Genomic DNA, 20,466 nt, shown 5'->3' with positions numbered 1-20,466 from the left:
AACAAGGATGACAGACAGCCCAACTCTGGCGCTCGCAAAAGACTTAATTAGCCGTCAATCAGTGACACCTGAAGATGCAGGATGCCAAGAGGTGATGATCAAACGCCTAGAGGCGCTAGGATTTGAAATCGAAGTCATGGTCTTCGAAGACACCACCAACTTTTGGGCACGTCGTGGCACAGAAGCGCCACTCTTTACGTTTGCAGGGCACACCGATGTCGTACCAGCAGGTAACCTTGACCATTGGCATACTTCTCCTTTTGAACCTACCGTTATTGATGGTTACCTACATGGACGCGGCGCAGCTGATATGAAGGGGTCACTGGCATCAATGGTTGTTGCGGTTGAACAATTTATTGCCAATAACCCAGCACACAAAGGCTCGATTGCTTTCCTTATCACCTCTGATGAAGAAGGCCCATTTATTAATGGTACCACTCGTGTTGTTGATGCCTTGATAGCACGTAACGAAATTATCGATATGTGTATTGTGGCGGAGCCTTCTAGCACACATGCGGTTGGTGACGTGGTTAAGAATGGTCGCCGAGGCTCTATTACTGGCGATCTAAAAGTGAAAGGGACTCAAGGCCATGTCGCCTACCCTCACTTGGCGAATAACCCTGTCCACCAATCCCTACCTGCACTAGCAGAGTTAGCCGCGACCAAGTGGGATGATGGCAATGCGTTCTTCCCACCAACGAGCTTCCAGATCCCTAATCTTCACTCTGGCACTGGGGCGTCAAACGTGATTCCTGGTGAGTTTGATGTTCAATTTAATTTCCGTTTTAGTACCGAATTAACCGATACTGAAATTAAGCGACGTGTTCACTCAATTCTTGACGCGCACGGACTGGATTATGAACTCAACTGGACTCTGAGTGGTCAGCCTTTCTTAACCGATGAAGGTAAACTTCTAGAAGCGGTTGTCAAAGCGGTTGAAGATGTTAACCATAAGAAACCTGAACTACTCACGACAGGTGGAACATCTGACGCGCGATTCATCGCACCGATGAGTAAAAATACTGAGGTGGTTGAGTTAGGTCCTGTCAACGCAACTATCCATAAAGTGAACGAGTGTGTCAGCATTTCTGATCTAGAGAAGTTGACTGATATGTTAGAGAAAACGCTTGAGAACCTATTACTTGAAAACGGATTAGGCTAATGATGACTCCCGAACAGCTCACTGGACAAACTGATACGCACCTTACTAAAGTTTTGATTGGTAAGAAGCAGTTTCAAGTACATCGCGAGGTGGTTCGGGATCTTATCGCCCTAAAAGACGCTGCGACGAAAGCAGGGTTTGATTTATGTATCGCGAGTGGATTTCGCAGCTTTGAACGTCAAGCTGCAATCTGGAACGGTAAAATGTCTGGAGAGAGAGCGATTTTAGACTCAGACAGCCAACCTATAGATCCTGCACTACTCAACGAATCACAAAAAGTAAACGCTATTCTTCGTTGGTCGGCTCTTCCCGGAGCAAGTCGCCATCACTGGGGTACAGACTTTGATCTCTATGATGCCGCTTCCGTCCCCAAAGGAAACCAAATCCAACTCGAACCATGGGAATACCTAACGGGTCACCAACAGCACTTTAACGGTTGGTTATCGGCTCATTTGGCGCAGTTTGGTTTTTTTCTCCCTTACCGTGAAGACCTTGGTGGTGTGGCCGCTGAACCTTGGCATATCAGTCATATCACGCAGGGTGAAACCTGTCTCTCTTCACTAACCGTTACGGAACTTGCGAAGCAACTTCAATATCAAAAAATTATTGGTATAAAAGACGTACTTAATTCACTTGATCAAATCTATGCTCAATATATAGCAAATATTAGCTCAGTGAGGGTGTAATGGATCTTCTAACCAATCCTTGGTTTATCTCTTTTCTCGCCATGGGCTTTATGGTGAGTAACATTATGGCTTTGAAATACGTTTCTAAGTTAAAGCTTGGCCAGTTTAATAAAAGCCAAAAACAGAAAGAGGCATTAGAGAAAAAAAAGCTCGAAGAAGATGCTAAAGGGAATGAGAATAATAATGAGGGTAGTAACGAGGCAGACAGCGAATCAAATAACGATAGTAACTCGGATACTGAGAAATAAAAAAGGAGCGTATTTACGCTCCTTTTTTCATTCACTACATGGTTAGTTTTCTACTTACTCTCTACCATTGCCGCAATAACAGGGACCATATCGGCCAGCAACTGCTCCTCTACAGGCTTGCCTGCCGAGTCTGTTACATTGATAGATGTACGGTTACCAAGGTCACCAAACAGGAAGTTATAAGTGCCACCTTTTAGTTCAATTGGCTTCACGCCTACTTCTTCCCAGAAGCTGTCATCAGGGGAAGCGTACTTCGCTTTCACCGTACCTTGAGACTGGTTTCGTGCCTCAATAGTAAAGCCCATCGAAGGAAGCAATTCAGGTAAACGCTGCCAGAATACATTGTATGGTGTACGAGCAATAATAACAGGGAAACCACTACGGTCAGAGCCCATGCTAATAGGGATACTCTTAACCAGCTCTTGTGCTTTACGAGCGGCTTCTTCACGTAAATCGAGATCGTAGCGAGCCATAACTAAGTTAGTCATCAGCACGTTATAGCGCTCTTTATTAGTCGCCGATACCGGTGTCACTTTGTTCGCTTCACGCCACTCAATTAATGAAATTTTAAAACCATAACGGTTATTCGCATCGACTCGAGTCACCTCGGTTCTGGTGCCAATTTCAGTATCTTCATCATCAGAAATCCAGCTAAACCAGCCCGTTTCCAAACGTTCTTCGGTATCTTCAAGAAGCTCGATATTTCTTTCTTTGAACAGGGTTAACGCCGTCTCTCGAACCCTATCCGCTTCTTCTTTATTCAGCAACCACAACGTCACTTCACCGTTATTGCGTTCAAAACGGGCACCAGGAACAAGCTCTAAAATTTGTTGCGGAGGACGAATATCGACATCACGCCCTATTTCACCATTAAACTCCCCTTCAGGAATTTTATAGTCATCATAAATATGAGGTTGTGCATCCGCTGCAGACTGCCACTCTTTAAACTGAGGGGTCTCTAGGTATTCAAAATCATCCTTTGCCTGACGGCGTGAAGATGGATCGCTAGAACATGCACTTAAAACAAAAACAGCTAGTGATGTCATAACTAGCTGGCGAGAAAACTTCATTGAAACTCCTAAAAAGCCAAGGTTAGTAACCTTGGCTATTCTTTCTGTTATTTAGTAAATACCAGTAATTAGTAAACACCTGAATCAGTCAAAGCTTGACTAACAATAGGTTGCGCCGATTCTGATAGTTCGGTCAGTGGTAATCTTAGAGTACCATCTTCAATCAAACCGAGCTTTTTAGCCGCCCATTTTACGGCAATAGGGCTTGATTCAATAAACAGATTTTTATGCAGAGGCATTAAACGTTCATTGATTATTTTAGCTTCATCCCATTGCCCGTCGGCTGCTAGCTTAAACATTTTCGCCATATCGGCAGCAGCAATATTATTGGTTACAGAGATAACGCCGTGGCCACCTAACTGAACAAAATCAAGACCAGTACTATCATCACCACTTAGTAAGATGAAATCTTCGCCACAAAGTTCACGATGAATTTTAACTCTTTCTAAATCACCCGTCGCATCTTTAAGTGCAACGATATTTTCAATCTTAGAAAGTCGAGCCACTGTTTCCGGCAATAAGTCAACAGCAGTACGGCCGGGTACGTTATATAGGATTTGAGGAACGTCACTCACTTCAGCAATCGCTTTGTAGTGCTGGTACAAACCTTCTTGTGTTGGTTTGTTGTAGTATGGCGTAACGCTCAAACAACCTACGATACCAGAGTTGTTCAGCAAACGGCTGAAAGTAACAGATTCATGAGTCGCGTTTGCACCCGTACCGGCAATAATTGGAATGCGGCCAGCCGCGAACTCAACAATCTTATGGACGACTTTTACATGCTCTTCAACAGTGAGTGTTGCAGACTCGCCTGTTGTTCCTACAGCAACAAGACCGTCAGAACCAGCTTCAACGTGGAAATCCACCAATTTTTTCAGGCTTACGTAATCGACCTCACCACTGGAATTAAACGGTGTAATTAATGCAACAATACTTCCTGAAAACATGTCTTTCTCCATAATTTGATACTTTCTGCATGGTACTGTAAGCCCCTTGCTCAATACAAGGCATTAAGCGCTTATAAACCACCTTATAGAATGAATATTTATCACATGTTTGACCTTTGGCATAGTTATTCACCTATATTCTTGGCAAATAATGACACTAAGGCTTATGTACCGTTCTTCTAACGGGAAAAACATTGGGGTTCTTCACACTGTTTTGGATCAAACCTCATGCACTGATAAGTATCTCTAGCAATTATGCTAACATGCTTTCTATGACCCTTTTTAAACGTGATATTATGACTCAACATCTAGTGATCACTGCAGTCGGCACTGACCGCCCTGGTGTATCGAATCAAGTTGTCCACCTTGTAACCCAATCTGGATGCAATATCATCGATAGCCGAATCGCACTGTTTGGTAATGAATTTACACTTCTAATGCTCATTTCCGGTAACGCTAACTGTATTACCAGAGTAGAAACAACGCTGCCATTATTAGGTCAGGAACATGACTTAATCACAATGATGAAGCGAACTTCAACCCATGCAGAGCTTGATCACGCGTACACTTTAGAAGCTTTTATTGAATCTGAAGACAGAATGGGGTTAACGGAAAAATTTACACAGTTTTTTGCTGACCGAAATATTGGCCTTGCTTCCCTTAGTGCTAAAACCATTAGCAAATCAAAAATCGAACTTGATAGTGACCAATTTCATATTGCACTGACGGCAACCGTTGACTCTCAATGTAACTTGATGCAACTTCAAGAAGAGTTCACTGATATCTGTCAGTCACTATCAGTACAAGGCTCACTCAATTTTATCAAAAACAGTCAATAGAAAGGACGTTCAATGAATACTTTGACTGCTGGAACACCAGCGCCAAACTTCTCTCTTTTAGATCAAGATGGAAAGACAGTGTCACTCAGCGACTTTAGTGGCAAAAAGGTGCTTTTCTATTTCTACCCAAAAGCAATGACCCCCGGATGTACTGTGCAAGCACAAGGTCTACGTGACATCAAAGCAGAGCTTGATGCACATAATGTTGTTGTTCTTGGCGCAAGTATTGATCCAGTAAAGCGCTTAGGTAAGTTTATCGAGCGCGATAATCTAAACTTCACTTTATTATCAGATGAAGAACACATCGCCGCAGATCAATTCGGAACTTGGGGAACCAAAAAATTCATGGGAAAAGTGTACGATGGTCTGCACCGTATAAGCTTTCTTATTAATGAAGAAGGTGTGATCGAGCATGTGTTCAACAAGTTCAAAACCAAGACACACCATGAAGTAGTACTGGATTACCTAAATAGTAAGTAAACGCACTCTTTGGGAAGCCAATAGAGTTTCTAGTTATTAATAGAGCCGACACGACTTTAGTTGGCTCTGTATTCTCGGATAGGCGACGCTTGTCAGTTAACCGTAAGTGACCGTCATAAACAATCAAGCACCTTAATCACTAAATACATCCGCACAATAAGTGCCAAAAGTTAACTGTTGAGTGAGCGGATTGTTATGCTATAGCCTTATCATACCTATAATGTTAGTTCCTGCCCTATTTGAATTTTGCAATTCTCAAACACCATATTTTTAAAGTCATTCACAGCCTTATCTGTATTCTCCACATGCTCTGGTGTCAGATATTCATCCCAAGGGCACGCCATTTCCTTTCGAAGTTCTTCTCGTGTTGCCACGATAGTTACCACCAGTGAAACTTATGCAATGATCGAAGCGTTGAACAGCTTACGGGACTAGGTGTGCTTGAAACTCAGTTTCTCCTTTAAGAATCAAGCACAACGGGGTAGACATACCTTCTTTCTGAATGAAGCAACAAAGCCAGTTGTTAACTAATTTTTATCTTAGAATGTTAGACCAGCTTGCAAACCATATGTTGCTTTATCGCTTGTAGCCCAACCATCGTTACCATTAAAATCTCTGTTCCAGTCAATGCCGCCACGAATACGCAAACGTGAATCAGCAATAATAGGCTGTGGCATTGTGTATTGAACACCAAAGCCATAGGTGTAACCCAAATCGCTATCAGTGCCAGTGCTCATTTGGTCTTTTTTATCCTTGCTTGAAAAAGTAGTTTCTATGCGTGAACGTCGATGCTGCAAACCTGCCTTACCATACACATCAAAAGTTTCAGTTAAAGCGTAAGTGTAGAGAGGCGTGATTGTAAAAATTAGTGTATCAGCATCATTCTTCATCGTATTGCCTACACCATCATCTGATTTGTAATCATTGGTGTAGAACATCATTGTTGATTCAAGCGACCAGTTACCATAAACATGACCACCAATAGTTAACAATGCGTTTGTTGAATTGTCGGTGTTATAACCTGCACCCACCATTGCATAAAATTCACGGCTTTGTGTTTCTTCGGTAATCGCTGCTTCTTCTGCAACTACTGATGTGCTTGCTAGAGCTAAACCAAGAATGATTGCTAACTTCTTCATGATATTTCCTATACGTTGTTGTTTGAAAGCAGCGCAATAATACAGTGTTTTTTTAATTCGTAAATACCAATCTATTGATGCGTAAAATACAACCGTAAAGAATAATATACATATAATTTACCCATGGGTAATATTATCACCTGCTTTTGTCACACTAGCATTATAAGTCACTCTAGAAACATAAGAGCTATGACTTACCAAGCCAAATAGTCAAATATAAGCAAGTTAGCAAAATGCCCCGCTCTAATAGTGCTCGATTACCTAAACGAAAAAGCTTCGTAGTTTTCAATCATCATAAAAAATGCCCGCTCATTATGAGCGGGCATTTTTGTTTAGTTAACGCAGTTTCAATTACACAATAAATTTATTCAACAACGCATCTTGCTGGTGAATATTCTCTTTTTGTGTCTGCATTGCTAGACTCGTATTTTCAGCAGAATCGGCCACCTGCGTAGACAGGTCTTTAATTTTCACCGTGTTATTATTGATTTCTTCAGCAACCAGGCTTTGCTCTTCGGCCGCCGAAGCTATTTGTAAGTTCATGTCTGAAATCTGCTGAATGGCCTCTCGAATACTCTCTAGTGAAGAGTTCGCAGCTTGCGCTTTGTCGACAGCATCAACTGCAGTGGTTTTACTCTCATTCATTGCAGTCGATACTGAACTTGCACCCGCTTGCAGCTGTTCAATCATGCTACGGATCTCAGTCGTCGATTCTTGCGTTCTTTGAGCAAGTGTACGTACTTCATCAGCAACCACGGCAAAACCACGTCCTGACTCACCCGCTCGGGCCGCCTCAATCGCCGCATTCAATGCCAGCAAGTTCGTTTGATCTGCAATATCGTTGATAACTTTCAAGATGGTTTCGATGTTCGCTGTCGCTGACTCTAAACCTTTCACCTCTTCAACCGCTTGGTCAATTCGGGCCGATAGATTATCAATAGAGATTGTGGTTTCGCTTACGACTTTAGAGCCAACCTCTGTCGCATCATCGGCTTGTTGAGCGGCTCCTGCTGCCCCTTGTGCGTTATTTGCCACTTCGGTTGCCGTCACTGCCATCTCATTCATCGCAGTGGCTAATTGCTCTAGTTCTTGCAACTGGCTACGCATCGCATCAGCAGATTCATGAGCACCGTGCACAATCATCTCTGTACCACTCATGATCTCATTACCAATTGCCTTAGACTGGATAATTTGAGTCTGTAGTGACTCTGTAAACGTATTGAACCCTTTCGCTAATTCGGCAAATTCCGCATCAGTATCGGTATCAAGGCGTTTCGTTAGATCCCCTTGCCCAGAAGCAACATCTTGAATTGCAGCATTCAATGTACCCAATGGGCGCAGCAGCACTTTAATCAGCATACTTAGGACAATAATACTGAGAACAACACCAATTAAACCGTAGATAACAGCACTATTTCTTAACGTAGAAATAGAAGAGAAAGCGATGGATTCATCAACAATTGCCCCGACATACCAGTTTTCAGAAGGAACTTGCATAAACTGCACAAGGAATGGTGACCCATCAATTTCAATATTTTGGATACCTTCTTTTATCTGTACACCAGGCATATACGTTGACAGCTTCTCCCCGTTATTTTTGGTTTCTGGGTGCGCAATGGTTGTTCCATCAGACGTAACAATAAACAGGTAGCCAGCGTCGAGCAGATTGATGCTATTAACAAGATCAGCAAGACCAGTCAGCTCCATATCATAGAACATACCTGCCGTGAATTGACCTGCATCTTTCACCGGTGTTCCTATCGAAATGATGACATTTTTCGTCGATACATCAATATAAGGAGCGGTAACAACCAGTCGACCTTTCGATTTTGCATCAATGAACCAAGGGCGCACACGTGGATCGTAATCGGGCCCTACATCCCAACTATCATCATTTTCTAGCACGAAACCACTTTCGTTATACCCAAGCCCTACTGCCAAAAAACTCGACTTTAACGTCGGCTTTTCCAAAATAGTCTTTATATAGTCATGATCTTGTGGATTTATCTCTATAACCTCTGTCGCGGCCTGAGCTAGCGCCTTTTTACTTTCCATCTCAGAGGTTACGGTATTCTTTACTCCAACCACCATCTCATTCAAGCTACTATTCACTAAACCTTCGACTTCCGACTTAACGGTAGACAGCTGCTGAACCGATAACAATGTCACCGTGACAAGCAGCAAAGCAGAGGATGCTGCCACAATTTTTTGACTAAACTTCATAACTTCCCTCGACTAAAACTATATCTAATTATTTTTATCCCACACGCTATATCGTCAAATGTAACAAAATCTTAATTACATTTTTGTAAATAATTTCAAGGCTATCTGTGACCCACAAGTAAAAGTATAGATGCAATCTATAAAAAAAAGCCCTATCAATTTAAAATCAATAGGGCTCTTTTATGTTTTTGGGCTATTTAGCTCAAAAAGAAGGCACGGTTATGGCTTGTAGTAGTTAGTTACTAACCTCTAATTCGTCCTCATCCTGACCAGGTAAAGCATTCACGACGGCTTTCACTAACGTGGCTAGAGGAATAGCGAAGAAAACGCCCCAGAAGCCCCATAGCCCACCAAAGACAAGTACCGCAACAATTATGGCAACAGGATGTAGATTCACCGCTTCAGAGAAAAGAATTGGAACAAGCACATTGCCATCCAACATTTGAATAATGCCATAAGCAAACAATAACCAGTAGAACGGTGGCGTTAGCCCCCATTGGAACAAACCGACAATCGCAACAGGTACTGTTACCGCCGCAGCACCGATGTAAGGAATCAATACAGAGAAACCAACAGCAACCGCTAACAAAACGGAATAACGTAAGTCCAGCAGCGCAAATGTGATATAACTCGTACCACCAACGATCAGAATTTCTAACACTTTACCGCGAATGTAGTTAGAGATTTGTTGGTTCATTTCTACCCAAACCTTGTCCGCTAAGCGTCGGTTGTCAGGTAAAACGCCACTCGCCATGGATATCATCTCTTGCTTATCTTTCAGTAAAAAGAACACAAGAAGCGGTACCAGAATCAAATAAACGGCCAAGGTTGCCAAGCTCACTAATGATGCAAGTGAGCCTTTAAGCACACTTTCTCCCATCACGAGCACTTGATTCTTCATGTTGTCCATGACGGATTCCACGAGCTGAACATTAATAATCTCAGGGTACTTCTCGGGTAATATAGAGATAAACTCTTGCAAACCTATGTACATACTTGGGATATCATTGATCAAGTTGCCCACCTGCTGCCAGATAGTTGGAACAAGTCCAAATACAGCAAGTATCATGACACCAGTAAAGGAAAGAATCACAAGTATCACCGACAGCGTTCTTGGAATCCCAAGATTTGAAATTTTTGTCACAGGCCATTCAAGCAGGTAAGCCAGAACGATAGCAACCAGTAGTGGCGCTATCAAATAACCGAAAAAGTAAATTGTGATAAAACCAAACAGTAAGATCGCGACCAAACTTACTGCATGTGGGTCAGAAAAACGTCGTTTATACCAACGACTCACCATGTCTAACATTAAACCGCTTTCCTTTTTCTAGATGACGACTTTAAGGCTAAAGTAATCGTTAATTTGTGTGCTCGTCACCCTATGATTCTTCATAAGCAAGTAACGTTCGATGTCGCGAAGTGAGCTCGGGTCAACTATATATATTTCAACATTATCACCCTCTGTTAAATTGGCCACATACCGTTTTGCCAATAACAGCGCCATCGGGCAACGCTCACTTCTTAAATCAAGTAATGATTCCACTCTATGACTCGATACAATTAAGTATCGCCGTATTGTATAGGGTTTTGAACAGCAAACAAAATCAACTTCATGTTTCACTTCTCAGCCCTTGTATTTGCAAGGCTAACAACGTTAAAGTAGCGTCTAGCTACTGCCATTCCTATTCATCAAGTTAATATTTTTCACCTAAGAAATGGAATAGTTGAAACAAAACGGATATCTCAGTGTCCATTACAACAATGAAAATGGAGTATTGTTGACTACTATGTTTAAACGCACCCGCTCGCTAATCTGCCTTTGTGTTGCGACCGCTATTGCTAGTCCATCGGTATCAGTTGCAAACAATATTGAATTGCCTGATATCGGTACTGCGGCAGGGGGAACGCTGACTATAGATCAAGAGATCATCTATGGTGATGCGTACATGCGGATTCTAAGAAACAATCAACCCATTGTGAACGACCCAGTATTAAACGAATATATCGACTCGATAGGCCACCGCTTAGTTGCTAATGCTAATGACGTGAAAACGCCATTTACCTTCTTCATGATTCGTGATCGAAACATCAATGCATTCGCATTCTTTGGTGGGTACGTCGCGCTTCACACTGGGTTATTTCTACACGCACAAACAGAAAGTGAACTCGCCTCTGTTGTTGCGCACGAAATTGCTCACGTTACTCAACGTCACTTAGCTAGACGAATGGAAGATCAAGCAAGACGATCACCAGCAACAATGGCCGCCCTTGCCGCTTCTTTATTGATAGCGATTGCAGCACCAGAAGCCGGTATTGCCGCAATCACTGCCGCAACAGCGGGTAGCATGCAAAGCCAAATTAACTACACCCGAAGCAATGAAAAAGAAGCTGACCGATTTGGTATTAACACGTTGGCAAAAGCGGGCTTTGAAGTAAAAGCAATGCCACGATTTTTTGGCCGCCTCGCCGATGAATATCGCTACGCCAGTAAGCCGCCACCAATGCTACTCACCCACCCGCTTCCAGAAGACCGTATAACTGACAGCCGAGAGCGAGCACGTAGCTATCCACCCATGCGAATTCAACCTTCTCTCGATTATCAATTAGCTCGCTCTCGAATTGTCGCTCGCTACGCAGGAATAGAAAGCGATGCGGCGATGGACTGGCTTGATCGCGCAGAGAGAAGAGCCAATCAATCGGGTAAAGAAATTGCGCCTGCTTTCCGATACGGGAAAGCGCTTGTTCATCTTGATAATAAAAAACTCGAAGAAGCAGAAGCGATTCTTGATGAGTTGATTAAGCTCGACCCAAATAACAATTTCTATTTAGATGCCTTCTCTGATTTGTATATTGAAAAAAAACAGCCAGAAAAAGCCAAAGTAATGTTAGAACGAGCACTTAAAGCAACACCTAACAATGCGGTACTGACCATTAACTACGCCAATGTTCTGCTCAAGCTAGATGAAAATGAACAGGCCATTAGAGTATTGCAGCGTTATACCCACGACAACAGTGATGATATCAATGGTTGGCACCTGTTATCTGAAGGCCACATAGCGATGGGGGCAAGTGCCGAAGACCTTGCTGCTCGAGCGGAAATACTCGCTCTAAAGGCAAACTGGAATAAAGCGATTCAGTTTTACACTCAAGCAGGACAACTTGCTGAGCTAGGTAGTTTACAGCAAGCTCGATACGACGCTCGAATCGATCAACTAATGGTCCAGCGTGATAGATTCTTATCACTCCAATAATTATATAAGGAATAAACCATGTCAGTGACTCTTTATCACAATCCACGATGCTCAAAAAGCCGCCAAACATTAGCGCTTCTAGAAGAGAACAACGTCTCACCAACCATCATCAAATACTTAGAAGAGCCACTAAGCGTTGAGTTACTAAAAGAGCTTTACACTCAATTAGAGCTTTCAAACGTTAGAGATATGATGCGTGTAAAAGAAGATATCTATAAGACACTTGAACTCGCTAACGCCAGTGATGAAGAGTTGTTCAGTGCTATGGTCAGTAACCCTAAACTGATTGAGCGCCCTATTGTGGTGAACAATGGCAAAGCAAGACACGGCCGACCACCAGAACAAGTTCTCGACATTTTATAACGGTTCGCCATATCAACCTCTCTTGATATATTATAGCGCTCAATCAATAGGACATTAGGTAGGGATACGATGACAGACAACATGACAAGCAGAACCAAACAGTTCCGATTGCTTGCACTGTTTGCCAACCTCGGGTTGCTTACTTGGGTTGCACTTTGGCAATGGCAACTCTCTCCGCACCCTCACGTGAATAACATCACCCTTGCGATTGCCTGGTGTGTACCACTATTACTGCCTTTACCAGGTATCTTAGCGGGTAAACCGTATACTCATGCCTGGTCTAACTTCATATTGATGCTCTATTTCCTACATGCACTGGTTATTCTTTCTATCGGAGAGGGTGAATACTTACTTGCAACGGTAGAATTAGGGTTAGCAACACTGGCTTTTATCGGCAATATTCTTTACGCCCGAGCTAGAGGTGCAGAACTAGGGTTAAAACTGCCTAGATTATCCCAAGTGGAGAAGCAGGAAAAATCCCATTTTGACAACACCTAAGTAGCAGATAAAAAGTTAGCAAATTTGAACCAGAGCTCGTTGCTCTGGTTTTTTATTCTATACAAACAGTAACCACAAGAATAAAAAGGTTAATAAACATACCCCTAAAGAACTATCCAATGCCAACAATTCAAATCACTCAAGAAACATTTCATTAACGTGATCACACCAGTAATTCACTAAACTTATGTAACCACACACAACTTACAATGATTTATATCAATAATCACCATTAGCTATCCATTAGGCTAGGTCCAAACATTGCGCCTTTTTTGAGCGCCGTATAAGGACATAGCTGCAATGAGAGTGTTATTCAAAATAATAAGCCAACACTTACTTATCGTACTTTCTCTCTGGGTCTGTTCGTTTTACAGCTATGCACTCTTTGTTAGCCCACCTAAAGATCCGCTCCCACTTATTCAAGAAACATTCCCTCAGCACACTGATATATCAGAAAAACAGGGAGAACCGCTGCTTCGCGTCATAGAACAAGACGATAAGATTTTAGGCTACGCGTTCGAAACCAATGATATAGCACGGATTCCAGCCTACTCTGGCGAGCCTGTTAACATGCTAGTCGTCATAAATCCTGAAGGAGAATATCTTGCCTCCAAAGTTTTGGAGCATCATGAACCCATCATTTTAGCGGGCATACCTGAAAGTAAGTTAACTGCCTTTAGTGACCAATATGTCGGTCTATCTGTTAAAGACAAAATCAAAGTGGGTGGCAAGGCAACTCAAGAGGGGTTTACCTCAATCGACGGTTTATCTGGTGCTACGGTAACCGTCATGGTGATGAATGTCGCTATTACTAAAGCCGCCACCAAAGCGGCGGAGTCTTTAGGTATCGTTAAGCGCGCTAGCAACGTTATTCAACCGAAATCGATCATCAAACCTGAGGTGTTCTCGGAAAGAAATTGGCTTGATCTCACAGGCGATGGGTCAATAAGAAAACTCTACTTAACCAACGAAGCCGTTCAAGTAGCCTTTGATGGCACAGCAGGGGAAGATGCCGATAGAGTCGAGCCGAGTAAAAATGGAGAGATGTTTGCCGAAGTCTATTTCGCACTGGCGGATATTCCTACAGTAGGTAAAAACCTATTTGGTGAAAGGGAATATGAGTGGCTAGTGAATCAACTCAAACCAGATGAGCACCTCATTGCGGTATTTGGTAATGGGTATTCATATAAAGGATCAGGGTATGTCCGTGGCGGCATCTTTGACCGACTTCAAATTCATCAAAATAACAACGAATTTTCCTTTAGGGACTTAGATCATAATCGGATTAGTGACCTTTACGCTAACGGCCACCCTAGATTTCAAGAAATGTCGGTATTTACGGTCCAAGCACACCACGATTTTGACCCTGGGGCGAGCTGGGAGCTAGAGCTTCTGGTTAGGCGTCAAACGGGCCCAATTGACAGTGTTTTTACCAGTTTCAAAGGCAGCTACGACACGCTAGAGCAATATGTTGATACACCGGCCCCTATTATTTTGCCGCCGGAGTTAACCTTAACGGAGCAAGTCTGGCAAGAGAGCCAAGTAAAAGTCATTATCTTAATTGGCCTGATTGTTATTCTTATATTAATCCTGTTTTTCCAAGATATTTTAGTCCGCCACCCGACTTTTATGCACCGACTGCGTCATGGATTCTTAGCCATCACGGTTGTCTTTATCGGCTGGGTATGGGGAGGACAGCTCTCTGTAGTGAATGTCTTTACCTTCCTACAAGCGCTCGTCAAAGGTTTCTCATGGGATCTGTTCTTACTCGACCCTGTCATTTTCATTTTATGGAGTGCCGCCGCCGTCACTATCCTTCTTTGGGGGCGTGCCGTTTACTGTGGCTGGTTATGCCCTTTTGGCGCGCTTCAAGAGCTGATTAATCAGTTCGCTCGATACGTTAAGATTCCACAATTTGAACTGCCTTGGGCAGTCCATGAAAGACTATGGGCCATCAAGTATCTTATTTTATTAGGCTTATTCGGGCTCTCTCTAGATTCATTAGCCGTTGCCGAGCAGTTTGCCGAAATCGAGCCGTTTAAAACTACTTTTTTACTGAAGTTTGATCGAGAGTGGCCCTTTGTTCTCTGGGCTCTGTTTCTCCTCGCTCTAAATCTATTTAACCGCAAAACGTTTTGTCGCTACTTATGCCCACTTGGTGCAGCTTTGTCGGTCTCCAATAGCGTGCGCCTATTTGACTGGCTCAAACGCCGTCCGGAGTGTGGCTCTCCCTGTAAGATTTGTGCGAAAGAGTGTGAGATCCAAGCGATTCATCCTGATGGTGTCATCAACATGCGTGAATGCCACTACTGCTTAGATTGCCAAATTACCTATTCCAATGATGGAAAGTGCCCACCATTAAAAAAACTGGCACGTAAAAAGATGAAACAAAGAGAATCTGATATTCCAGTAACACAACTGTAAACGCAAGACGATCACCCTACTTATCTTGGTCGTTGGTTGCCGAATTAGTCTTAATACTAATAATGAAAATGGAGATTTACCCATGAGTGATGACAAAAGCAAACTCGATAATGACAACACCCCCGTTAATTCCGAACGACGAAAGTTTTTTGGCAAAAGTGCTGCGATAGGCTTGGGTGTGGCAGCCGCTCCAATGACCGCTGCTATGTTTGCGTCAATGGCGAAAGCTCAAGCGGAAGAAGTTCATAATAGCCCTTTTGTTCACCCTGGCGATCTCGATGAGTATTATGGCTTCTGGAGTGGAGGTCACTCAGGTGAAGTACGCATCCTTGGTATTCCTTCCATGCGCGAGTTGATGAGAATTCCTGTCTTTAACAGTTGTAGTGCCACAGGATGGGGCTTCACCGATGAGAGTAAGCGAATCAAAGGCGATAGTGCTCATATTATGTCAGGGGACTCACACCACCCTCATATGAGTATGACCGACGGTCGATACAACGGTAAATACATTTTTATTAATGACAAAGCCAACTCTCGAGTGGCTCGTATTCGCTGTGATGTAATGAAAGTCGACAAGATGATCACCATTCCAAATGTGCAAGCGATTCACGGCTTACGAGTTCAAAAAGCACCACAAACAAAATACGTTATTTGTAACAGTGAATTTGAAATCCCAATGAATAATGATGGTAAGTCATCGCTAGAAGATGTCAGCACTTACCGCTCTATGTTCAATGTGATTGATGCAGAAAAAATGGAAGTCGCGTTCCAAGTCATGGTGGATGGTAACCTCGACAATACCGATGCGGATTATGATGGTAAATACTTTGCGTCAACCTGCTACAACTCTGAGATGGGAATGAACCTAGGCGAAATGATAACGGCAGAGCGTGACCATGTTGTTGTCTTCAGCCTTGCTCGTTGTGAAGCAGCACTAAAAGCAGGCCAGTTCAAAACATATAATGGTAATGATGTGCCTGTACTTGATGGGCGTAAAGGCTCGGAACTTACCCGCTATATCCCCGTACCGAAGTCACCACATGGAATGAACGCTTCGCCAGATGGCAAGTACTTTATGGCTAACGGTAAGTTGTCACCTACCGTGAGTATTATTGAAATAGCCAAATTAGACGCGCTATTTGATAACAAAATTAAACCTAGAGACGCGGTTGTTGCAGAGCCTGAACTGGGTCTCGGTCCACTTCACACCGCTTTTGATAACAAAGGCTTTGCCTATACAACCCTATTCCTTGATAGCCAAATAGCAAAGTGGAATGTCGAAGAGGCCATTCGTGCTCACAATGGTGAGAAAATTAACTACATCCGCCAAAAAATCGATGTGCACTACCAGCCAGGGCACAACAGTACGTCAAATGGTGAAACTCGTGATGCTGATGGTAAATGGTTGGTTTCTCTTTGTAAGTTCTCTAAAGATAGATTCCTGCCTGTTGGGCCACTAAAAGCAGAAAATGATCAGTTAATTGATATCTCTGGCGATGAGATGAAACTGGTTCACGATGGACCAACGTTTGCGGAACCCCATGATGGCACCATTATTCACCGTAGTAAGGTGAAGCCTGCAAAAATCTGGGACAGAAATGACCCCATTTTTGCTGAAACCATTGAAATGGCGAAAAAAGATGGTGTGAATGTCATGACTGAAAATAAAGTGATTCGCGACGGTAATAAGGTGCGTGTTTACATGACCTCAGTAGCGCCAACATTTGGTATGAATGAGTTTAAGGTGAAGCTTGGCAATGAAGTTACGATTGTCATTACTAACCTCGACATGGTTGAGGATGTTAGCCACGGTTTCTGTATGACCAACCACGGTGTTCAAATGGAAATTAGCCCGCAGCAAACCGCATCCATTACCTTCACCGCCGATAAACCAGGAGTTCAGTGGTACTACTGTAACTGGTTCTGTCACGCTCTACATATGGAGATGCGTGGACGTATGCTAGTCGAAGCATAAACGGTTGCCCCTCGATAAAGTGATTCATTATTGAGGGGCCTTCATTTATGCCTGATATTTAGCATGAAAATTAGGAGCGACATTTGAAGATAACTGCCTATTTACTTGCCCCTACTCTCTCTCTTTTCTCACTTGGGGGAATGACCGCTGAGATAAAAATATCCGTACACGATGATCTTCAATCGGTACTTGATAACAGTTCTACAGGGGACGTTATTCTATTATCTGATGGTCGTTATGTGGGCAACTTTATTATCACTCAAGGGATCACCCTTAAAGGGAGTAAGCAAACTATTATCGATGCCAATGGGGCTGGAAATGGTCTCACTCTGTTTGCCTCCAACATCACAATTGAAGATCTCAACATTACCAACTGGGGAGATGACCTAACCGAGCAAAATGCCGGGATTTACAATGATCAGTCACTGACACACCTCACCATTCGGAATAACCAGCTTCAAGGTGACGGCTTTGGTATCTGGACGCAAAAAGCGGAACATATCCATATTGAAGGCAATTCCATTATCGGTAACCCTGAACTGCGCTCTGCGGATCGAGGTAATGGCATTCAATTATCAGCAGTAAAACACGCGGTTGTGAAAGGCAACACCATCAGCTTAACCAGAGATGGTTTGTACGTAATATCTAGTCAAGAAAGTGTATTAGAAAACAATACCATGCACGATCTTCGCTATGGTATTCACTACATGTATTCCCATAATAACCAAGTCATCAACAACTTTGCTTACAACACACGCGCTGGCTATGCCTTAATGAGCTCTAAGGATCTCACGGTACATAATAACCGCAGTCTCGACAGTCAGGACTACGGTATCTTGATGAACTTCATTACTTCGTCCGACATTAGCTACAACCAGATAAAAAACGTCTGGACCTACCCAGAAAACAAAGTCATTGGTCGTGAAGGAAAAGGGTTATTTGTCTACAACTCAAATTTCAACACCATCAGTTATAACACCGTTGATACGGCTGAAATAGGCATTCACCTAACGGCTGGGTCTGAAAACGGCAAGATTTTCGGTAACAGCTTTATCAACAACCCCATTCAAGTTAAATATGTATCAACCCGAGAGCAAGAGTGGAGCCAAGGCGGTATTGGTAACTATTGGAGTAACTATCTTGGTTGGGATCTCAACAATGACAATATCGGAGACACCCCTTTTGAGCCCAATGATGGTATCGATAAAATTGTTTGGAAATACCCCGAGTCAAAAGTACTGCTTGATAGTCCATCGGTATTGATGCTGAGGTGGATTCAAAAACAATTCCCAATCCTTAAGCCACCCGGCGTTAAAGACTCATTCCCTTTAATGACGCCCGAACAACAGGGTGAGCCAATCATTTCGCACGACGAGATGCCGCATCAAAAGATAGAAGGACAAGCCTCATGAAGGAATACATCGTCCAGTTACAGCAAGTAACGAAACAATATAAACAGCTACGAGCGCTTAATTCAGTCGACCTAGAACTAGAAAGCGGTGAAGTACTGGGGCTATTTGGTCACAATGGTGCAGGAAAAACCACCATGATGAAGCTCATTCTAGGCGTAATTTCAGCCAGCCAAGGAAATGTGTCTGTATTTGGAACGAATCCGTGTAGTCAAAAGGCGTGGCACGGGCGCAAAGCCATTGGCTACTTACCGGAAAACGTCAGCTTTTACGACCAACTCACAGGGTTAGAAATACTCACCTACTTTGCTCGCCTTAAGTCAGTACCTAAGAGCCACATTCAGGCACTACTCGAAAAAGTTGGATTGCTAGAAGCGAAAGACAAACAAGTTAAACATTACTCAAAAGGCATGCGTCAACGTTTAGGATTGGCTCAAGCTTTTTTAGGAGAGCCAAAACTGTTATTGCTTGATGAACCTACGGTGGGTCTGGATCCTATCGCCACCCAAGACTTCTATCAAAGTGTCGACCAGCTAAAAGATCAAGGTGCCAGTGTTGTACTCTGTTCTCATGTACTACCTGGTGTAGAACAGCACATCGACCGAGCCATGATTCTTTCTAAAGGTTGCACAGTAGCTTCAGGGACGCTTGCCCAACTTCGCGAACAAGCCCAGCTCCCCGTTGTTATTAAAACTCATGGTCTCAATGGTGCGTTAGCAACAAACCAACGGTTATCAGGATTTATGGTGGAAGCCGATAAGTTACACATTCCTGAGTCGAAAAAAATCGACATTCTAAAAGAGTTAGTCAGCTACGATTCATTACACGATATCCAGGTAACACCTGCAAATCTTGAACAAATATATCAACACTTCTTATCCGCATCCGCCAATTCAATAAAACCACTGTCAGTGGATAACGAGGTGACGCAATGAACCCAGTTTTAGCTGTTGCTATTAAAGAGTTTCAAGATGGATTACGGAATCGTTGGTTGGTGTCGATTACTTGTATCTTTGCGTTACTTTCAATAGGACTTAGTTACTATGGAAGTGCCGCATCAGGCACGTTAAGCGCTCCCTCCATTTCAACTACAATAGCCAGTTTATCTAGCTTGTCAGTTTTCATCATTCCACTGATCGCCCTATTGCTTTGCTATGACAGTTTTGTCGGAGAGCAAGAGTCAGGAACACTGCTGTTGCTAATGACCTATCCGATTAGCCATGGGCAACTGCTGCTCGGAAAATTCTTAGGCCAAGGCAGCATCATCATGTTAGCGACGATTATAGGGTTTGGTAGCGCTGGAGTATTGCTTAGCTTTACAAGTGAACTCGGTGCTATTTGGACTGCGTTTGGGCTGTTTATTCTCACCTCCATATTGCTTGGATTGAGCTTCATTAGTATCGCGTATGTCATTAGCTTGCTGGTCAATGAAAAATCGAAAGCAGCAGGTATTGCACTGATGACTTGGCTGTTTTTTGTGTTGGTTTTTGATTTAGCACTTCTAGCGTTACTTGTCGGTGCCAGTGATGGCTTAAGCCAGCATGACTTAGTTCAACTGATGATGCTAAATCCGGCAGATCTTTTCCGCTTAATTAACCTCTCAGCCCTTAACACCAGTGACATTAGTGGGGTTCTAGCGGTCGCGATCAATAATAGTTACTCAACCACTAGCCTACTATTCACTATGCTTGCATGGGTTGCCGTCCCTCTTTTTTCCGCTTTGGCTATTTTCCGAAAGAAAACTCTTTAATA

Annotated in this window: 19 protein-coding genes; 13 read left to right on the top strand and 6 right to left on the bottom strand. The window is 43.1% G+C overall.

Features of this window, described 5'->3' with window-relative positions:
• Nucleotides 1–7 precede the first annotated feature (7 nt).
• Genes dapE through KP803_RS19465 form a run of 3 tightly spaced genes read left to right on the top strand, consistent with a single transcriptional unit; the run spans nucleotide 8 to nucleotide 2,096 of the window.
• Nucleotides 8–1,162, top strand: a complete 1,155-nt coding sequence (gene dapE, locus KP803_RS19475; RefSeq protein ID WP_248010511.1) for a succinyl-diaminopimelate desuccinylase — start codon at nucleotides 8–10, stop codon at nucleotides 1,160–1,162.
• A gap of 2 nt (nucleotides 1,163–1,164) precedes the next feature.
• Nucleotides 1,165–1,848 carry a M15 family metallopeptidase gene (locus KP803_RS19470; protein WP_248010573.1) on the top strand — a complete coding sequence of 228 codons (684 nt, stop codon included), beginning with the start codon at nucleotides 1,165–1,167 and terminating at the stop codon, nucleotides 1,846–1,848.
• Complete coding sequence (locus KP803_RS19465; RefSeq protein ID WP_248010510.1) at nucleotides 1,848–2,096, top strand: DUF2897 family protein; 249 nt, start codon at nucleotides 1,848–1,850, stop codon at nucleotides 2,094–2,096. Before KP803_RS19470 ends, KP803_RS19465 begins: the two co-directional genes overlap by 1 nt.
• A 50-nt stretch (nucleotides 2,097–2,146) precedes the next feature.
• On the opposite strand, the gene bamC is transcribed toward KP803_RS19465, so the two are convergent.
• Together bamC and dapA are read right to left on the bottom strand one after the other, a co-directional pair.
• On the bottom strand, nucleotides 2,147–3,166 hold the full coding sequence (bamC, locus tag KP803_RS19460; RefSeq protein WP_248010509.1) for an outer membrane protein assembly factor BamC: 1,020 nt from the start codon (nucleotides 3,164–3,166) through the stop codon (nucleotides 2,147–2,149).
• A gap of 68 nt (nucleotides 3,167–3,234) precedes the next feature.
• Nucleotides 3,235–4,113 (bottom strand): 4-hydroxy-tetrahydrodipicolinate synthase, encoded by an 879-nt coding sequence (gene dapA, locus KP803_RS19455; RefSeq protein WP_248010508.1) that lies wholly within the window; start codon nucleotides 4,111–4,113, stop codon nucleotides 3,235–3,237.
• Between the two features lie 296 nt (nucleotides 4,114–4,409).
• On the opposite strand from dapA, the gene KP803_RS19450 reads away from it, so the two are divergent.
• Both KP803_RS19450 and bcp read left to right on the top strand, forming a co-directional pair.
• Nucleotides 4,410–4,952, top strand: coding sequence for a glycine cleavage system transcriptional repressor (locus KP803_RS19450; RefSeq protein WP_248010507.1), 543 nt, complete (start codon nucleotides 4,410–4,412; stop codon nucleotides 4,950–4,952).
• A gap of 12 nt (nucleotides 4,953–4,964) precedes the next feature.
• Nucleotides 4,965–5,432, top strand: a complete 468-nt coding sequence (gene bcp / locus KP803_RS19445; protein ID WP_248010506.1) for a thioredoxin-dependent thiol peroxidase — start codon at nucleotides 4,965–4,967, stop codon at nucleotides 5,430–5,432.
• 539 nt (nucleotides 5,433–5,971) lie between these two features.
• On the opposite strand, the gene KP803_RS19440 is transcribed toward bcp, so the two are convergent.
• From KP803_RS19440 to KP803_RS19425, 4 genes are all read right to left on the bottom strand, one after another.
• The gene (locus KP803_RS19440; RefSeq protein ID WP_248010505.1) at nucleotides 5,972–6,571 is read right to left on the bottom strand and encodes an outer membrane beta-barrel protein; all 600 of its coding nucleotides are present in this window, start codon (nucleotides 6,569–6,571) and stop codon (nucleotides 5,972–5,974) included.
• A 351-nt stretch (nucleotides 6,572–6,922) separates the two neighbouring features.
• Entirely contained in the window at nucleotides 6,923–8,794 is a 1,872-nt protein-coding gene (locus KP803_RS19435; RefSeq protein ID WP_248010504.1) for a methyl-accepting chemotaxis protein, read from the bottom strand.
• Nucleotides 8,795–9,029: 235 nt separating this feature from the next.
• Nucleotides 9,030–10,103: an AI-2E family transporter gene (locus KP803_RS19430; RefSeq protein ID WP_248010503.1), complete on the bottom strand. Its 1,074-nt coding sequence runs from the start codon at nucleotides 10,101–10,103 to the stop codon at nucleotides 9,030–9,032.
• A gap of 18 nt (nucleotides 10,104–10,121) precedes the next feature.
• Nucleotides 10,122–10,337: a sulfurtransferase TusA family protein gene (locus KP803_RS19425; protein ID WP_345791573.1), complete on the bottom strand. Its 216-nt coding sequence runs from the start codon at nucleotides 10,335–10,337 to the stop codon at nucleotides 10,122–10,124.
• 244 nt (nucleotides 10,338–10,581) lie between these two features.
• Here KP803_RS19425 and bepA point away from each other — a divergent pair, with 244 nt between their 5' ends.
• The 8 genes from bepA to KP803_RS19385 all read left to right on the top strand — a co-directional run bounded on the left by bepA (nucleotide 10,582) and on the right by KP803_RS19385 (nucleotide 20,464).
• Nucleotides 10,582–12,045 carry a beta-barrel assembly-enhancing protease gene (gene bepA, locus KP803_RS19420; RefSeq protein WP_248010571.1) on the top strand — a complete coding sequence of 488 codons (1,464 nt, stop codon included), beginning with the start codon at nucleotides 10,582–10,584 and terminating at the stop codon, nucleotides 12,043–12,045.
• Between the two features lie 18 nt (nucleotides 12,046–12,063).
• A complete protein-coding gene (gene arsC / locus KP803_RS19415) occupies nucleotides 12,064–12,408 on the top strand; it encodes an arsenate reductase (glutaredoxin) (protein ID WP_248010502.1) in 345 nt (114 codons plus the stop codon).
• A 69-nt stretch (nucleotides 12,409–12,477) separates the two neighbouring features.
• Nucleotides 12,478–12,906 carry a DUF2069 domain-containing protein gene (locus KP803_RS19410; protein ID WP_248010501.1) on the top strand — a complete coding sequence of 143 codons (429 nt, stop codon included), beginning with the start codon at nucleotides 12,478–12,480 and terminating at the stop codon, nucleotides 12,904–12,906.
• A 300-nt stretch (nucleotides 12,907–13,206) separates the two neighbouring features.
• On the top strand, nucleotides 13,207–15,330 hold the full coding sequence (gene nosR, locus KP803_RS19405; RefSeq protein ID WP_248010500.1) for a transcriptional regulator NosR: 2,124 nt from the start codon (nucleotides 13,207–13,209) through the stop codon (nucleotides 15,328–15,330).
• Between the two features lie 82 nt (nucleotides 15,331–15,412).
• Entirely contained in the window at nucleotides 15,413–17,305 is a 1,893-nt protein-coding gene (nosZ, locus tag KP803_RS19400) for a TAT-dependent nitrous-oxide reductase (RefSeq protein ID WP_248010499.1), read from the top strand.
• Nucleotides 17,306–17,388: 83 nt separating this feature from the next.
• Nucleotides 17,389–18,717: a nitrous oxide reductase family maturation protein NosD gene (locus tag KP803_RS19395; protein ID WP_248010498.1), complete on the top strand. Its 1,329-nt coding sequence runs from the start codon at nucleotides 17,389–17,391 to the stop codon at nucleotides 18,715–18,717.
• Complete coding sequence (locus KP803_RS19390; protein ID WP_248010497.1) at nucleotides 18,714–19,649, top strand: ABC transporter ATP-binding protein; 936 nt, start codon at nucleotides 18,714–18,716, stop codon at nucleotides 19,647–19,649. Before KP803_RS19395 ends, KP803_RS19390 begins: the two co-directional genes overlap by 4 nt.
• A complete protein-coding gene (locus KP803_RS19385; protein ID WP_248010496.1) occupies nucleotides 19,646–20,464 on the top strand; it encodes an ABC transporter permease in 819 nt (272 codons plus the stop codon). Before KP803_RS19390 ends, KP803_RS19385 begins: the two co-directional genes overlap by 4 nt.
• Nucleotides 20,465–20,466 lie beyond the last annotated feature (2 nt).

The sequence above is a fragment of the Vibrio amylolyticus genome, assembly GCF_023145695.1.
GTDB lineage: Bacteria > Pseudomonadota > Gammaproteobacteria > Enterobacterales > Vibrionaceae > Vibrio > Vibrio amylolyticus.
This window is presented reverse-complemented; position numbering and strand designations above follow the sequence as displayed.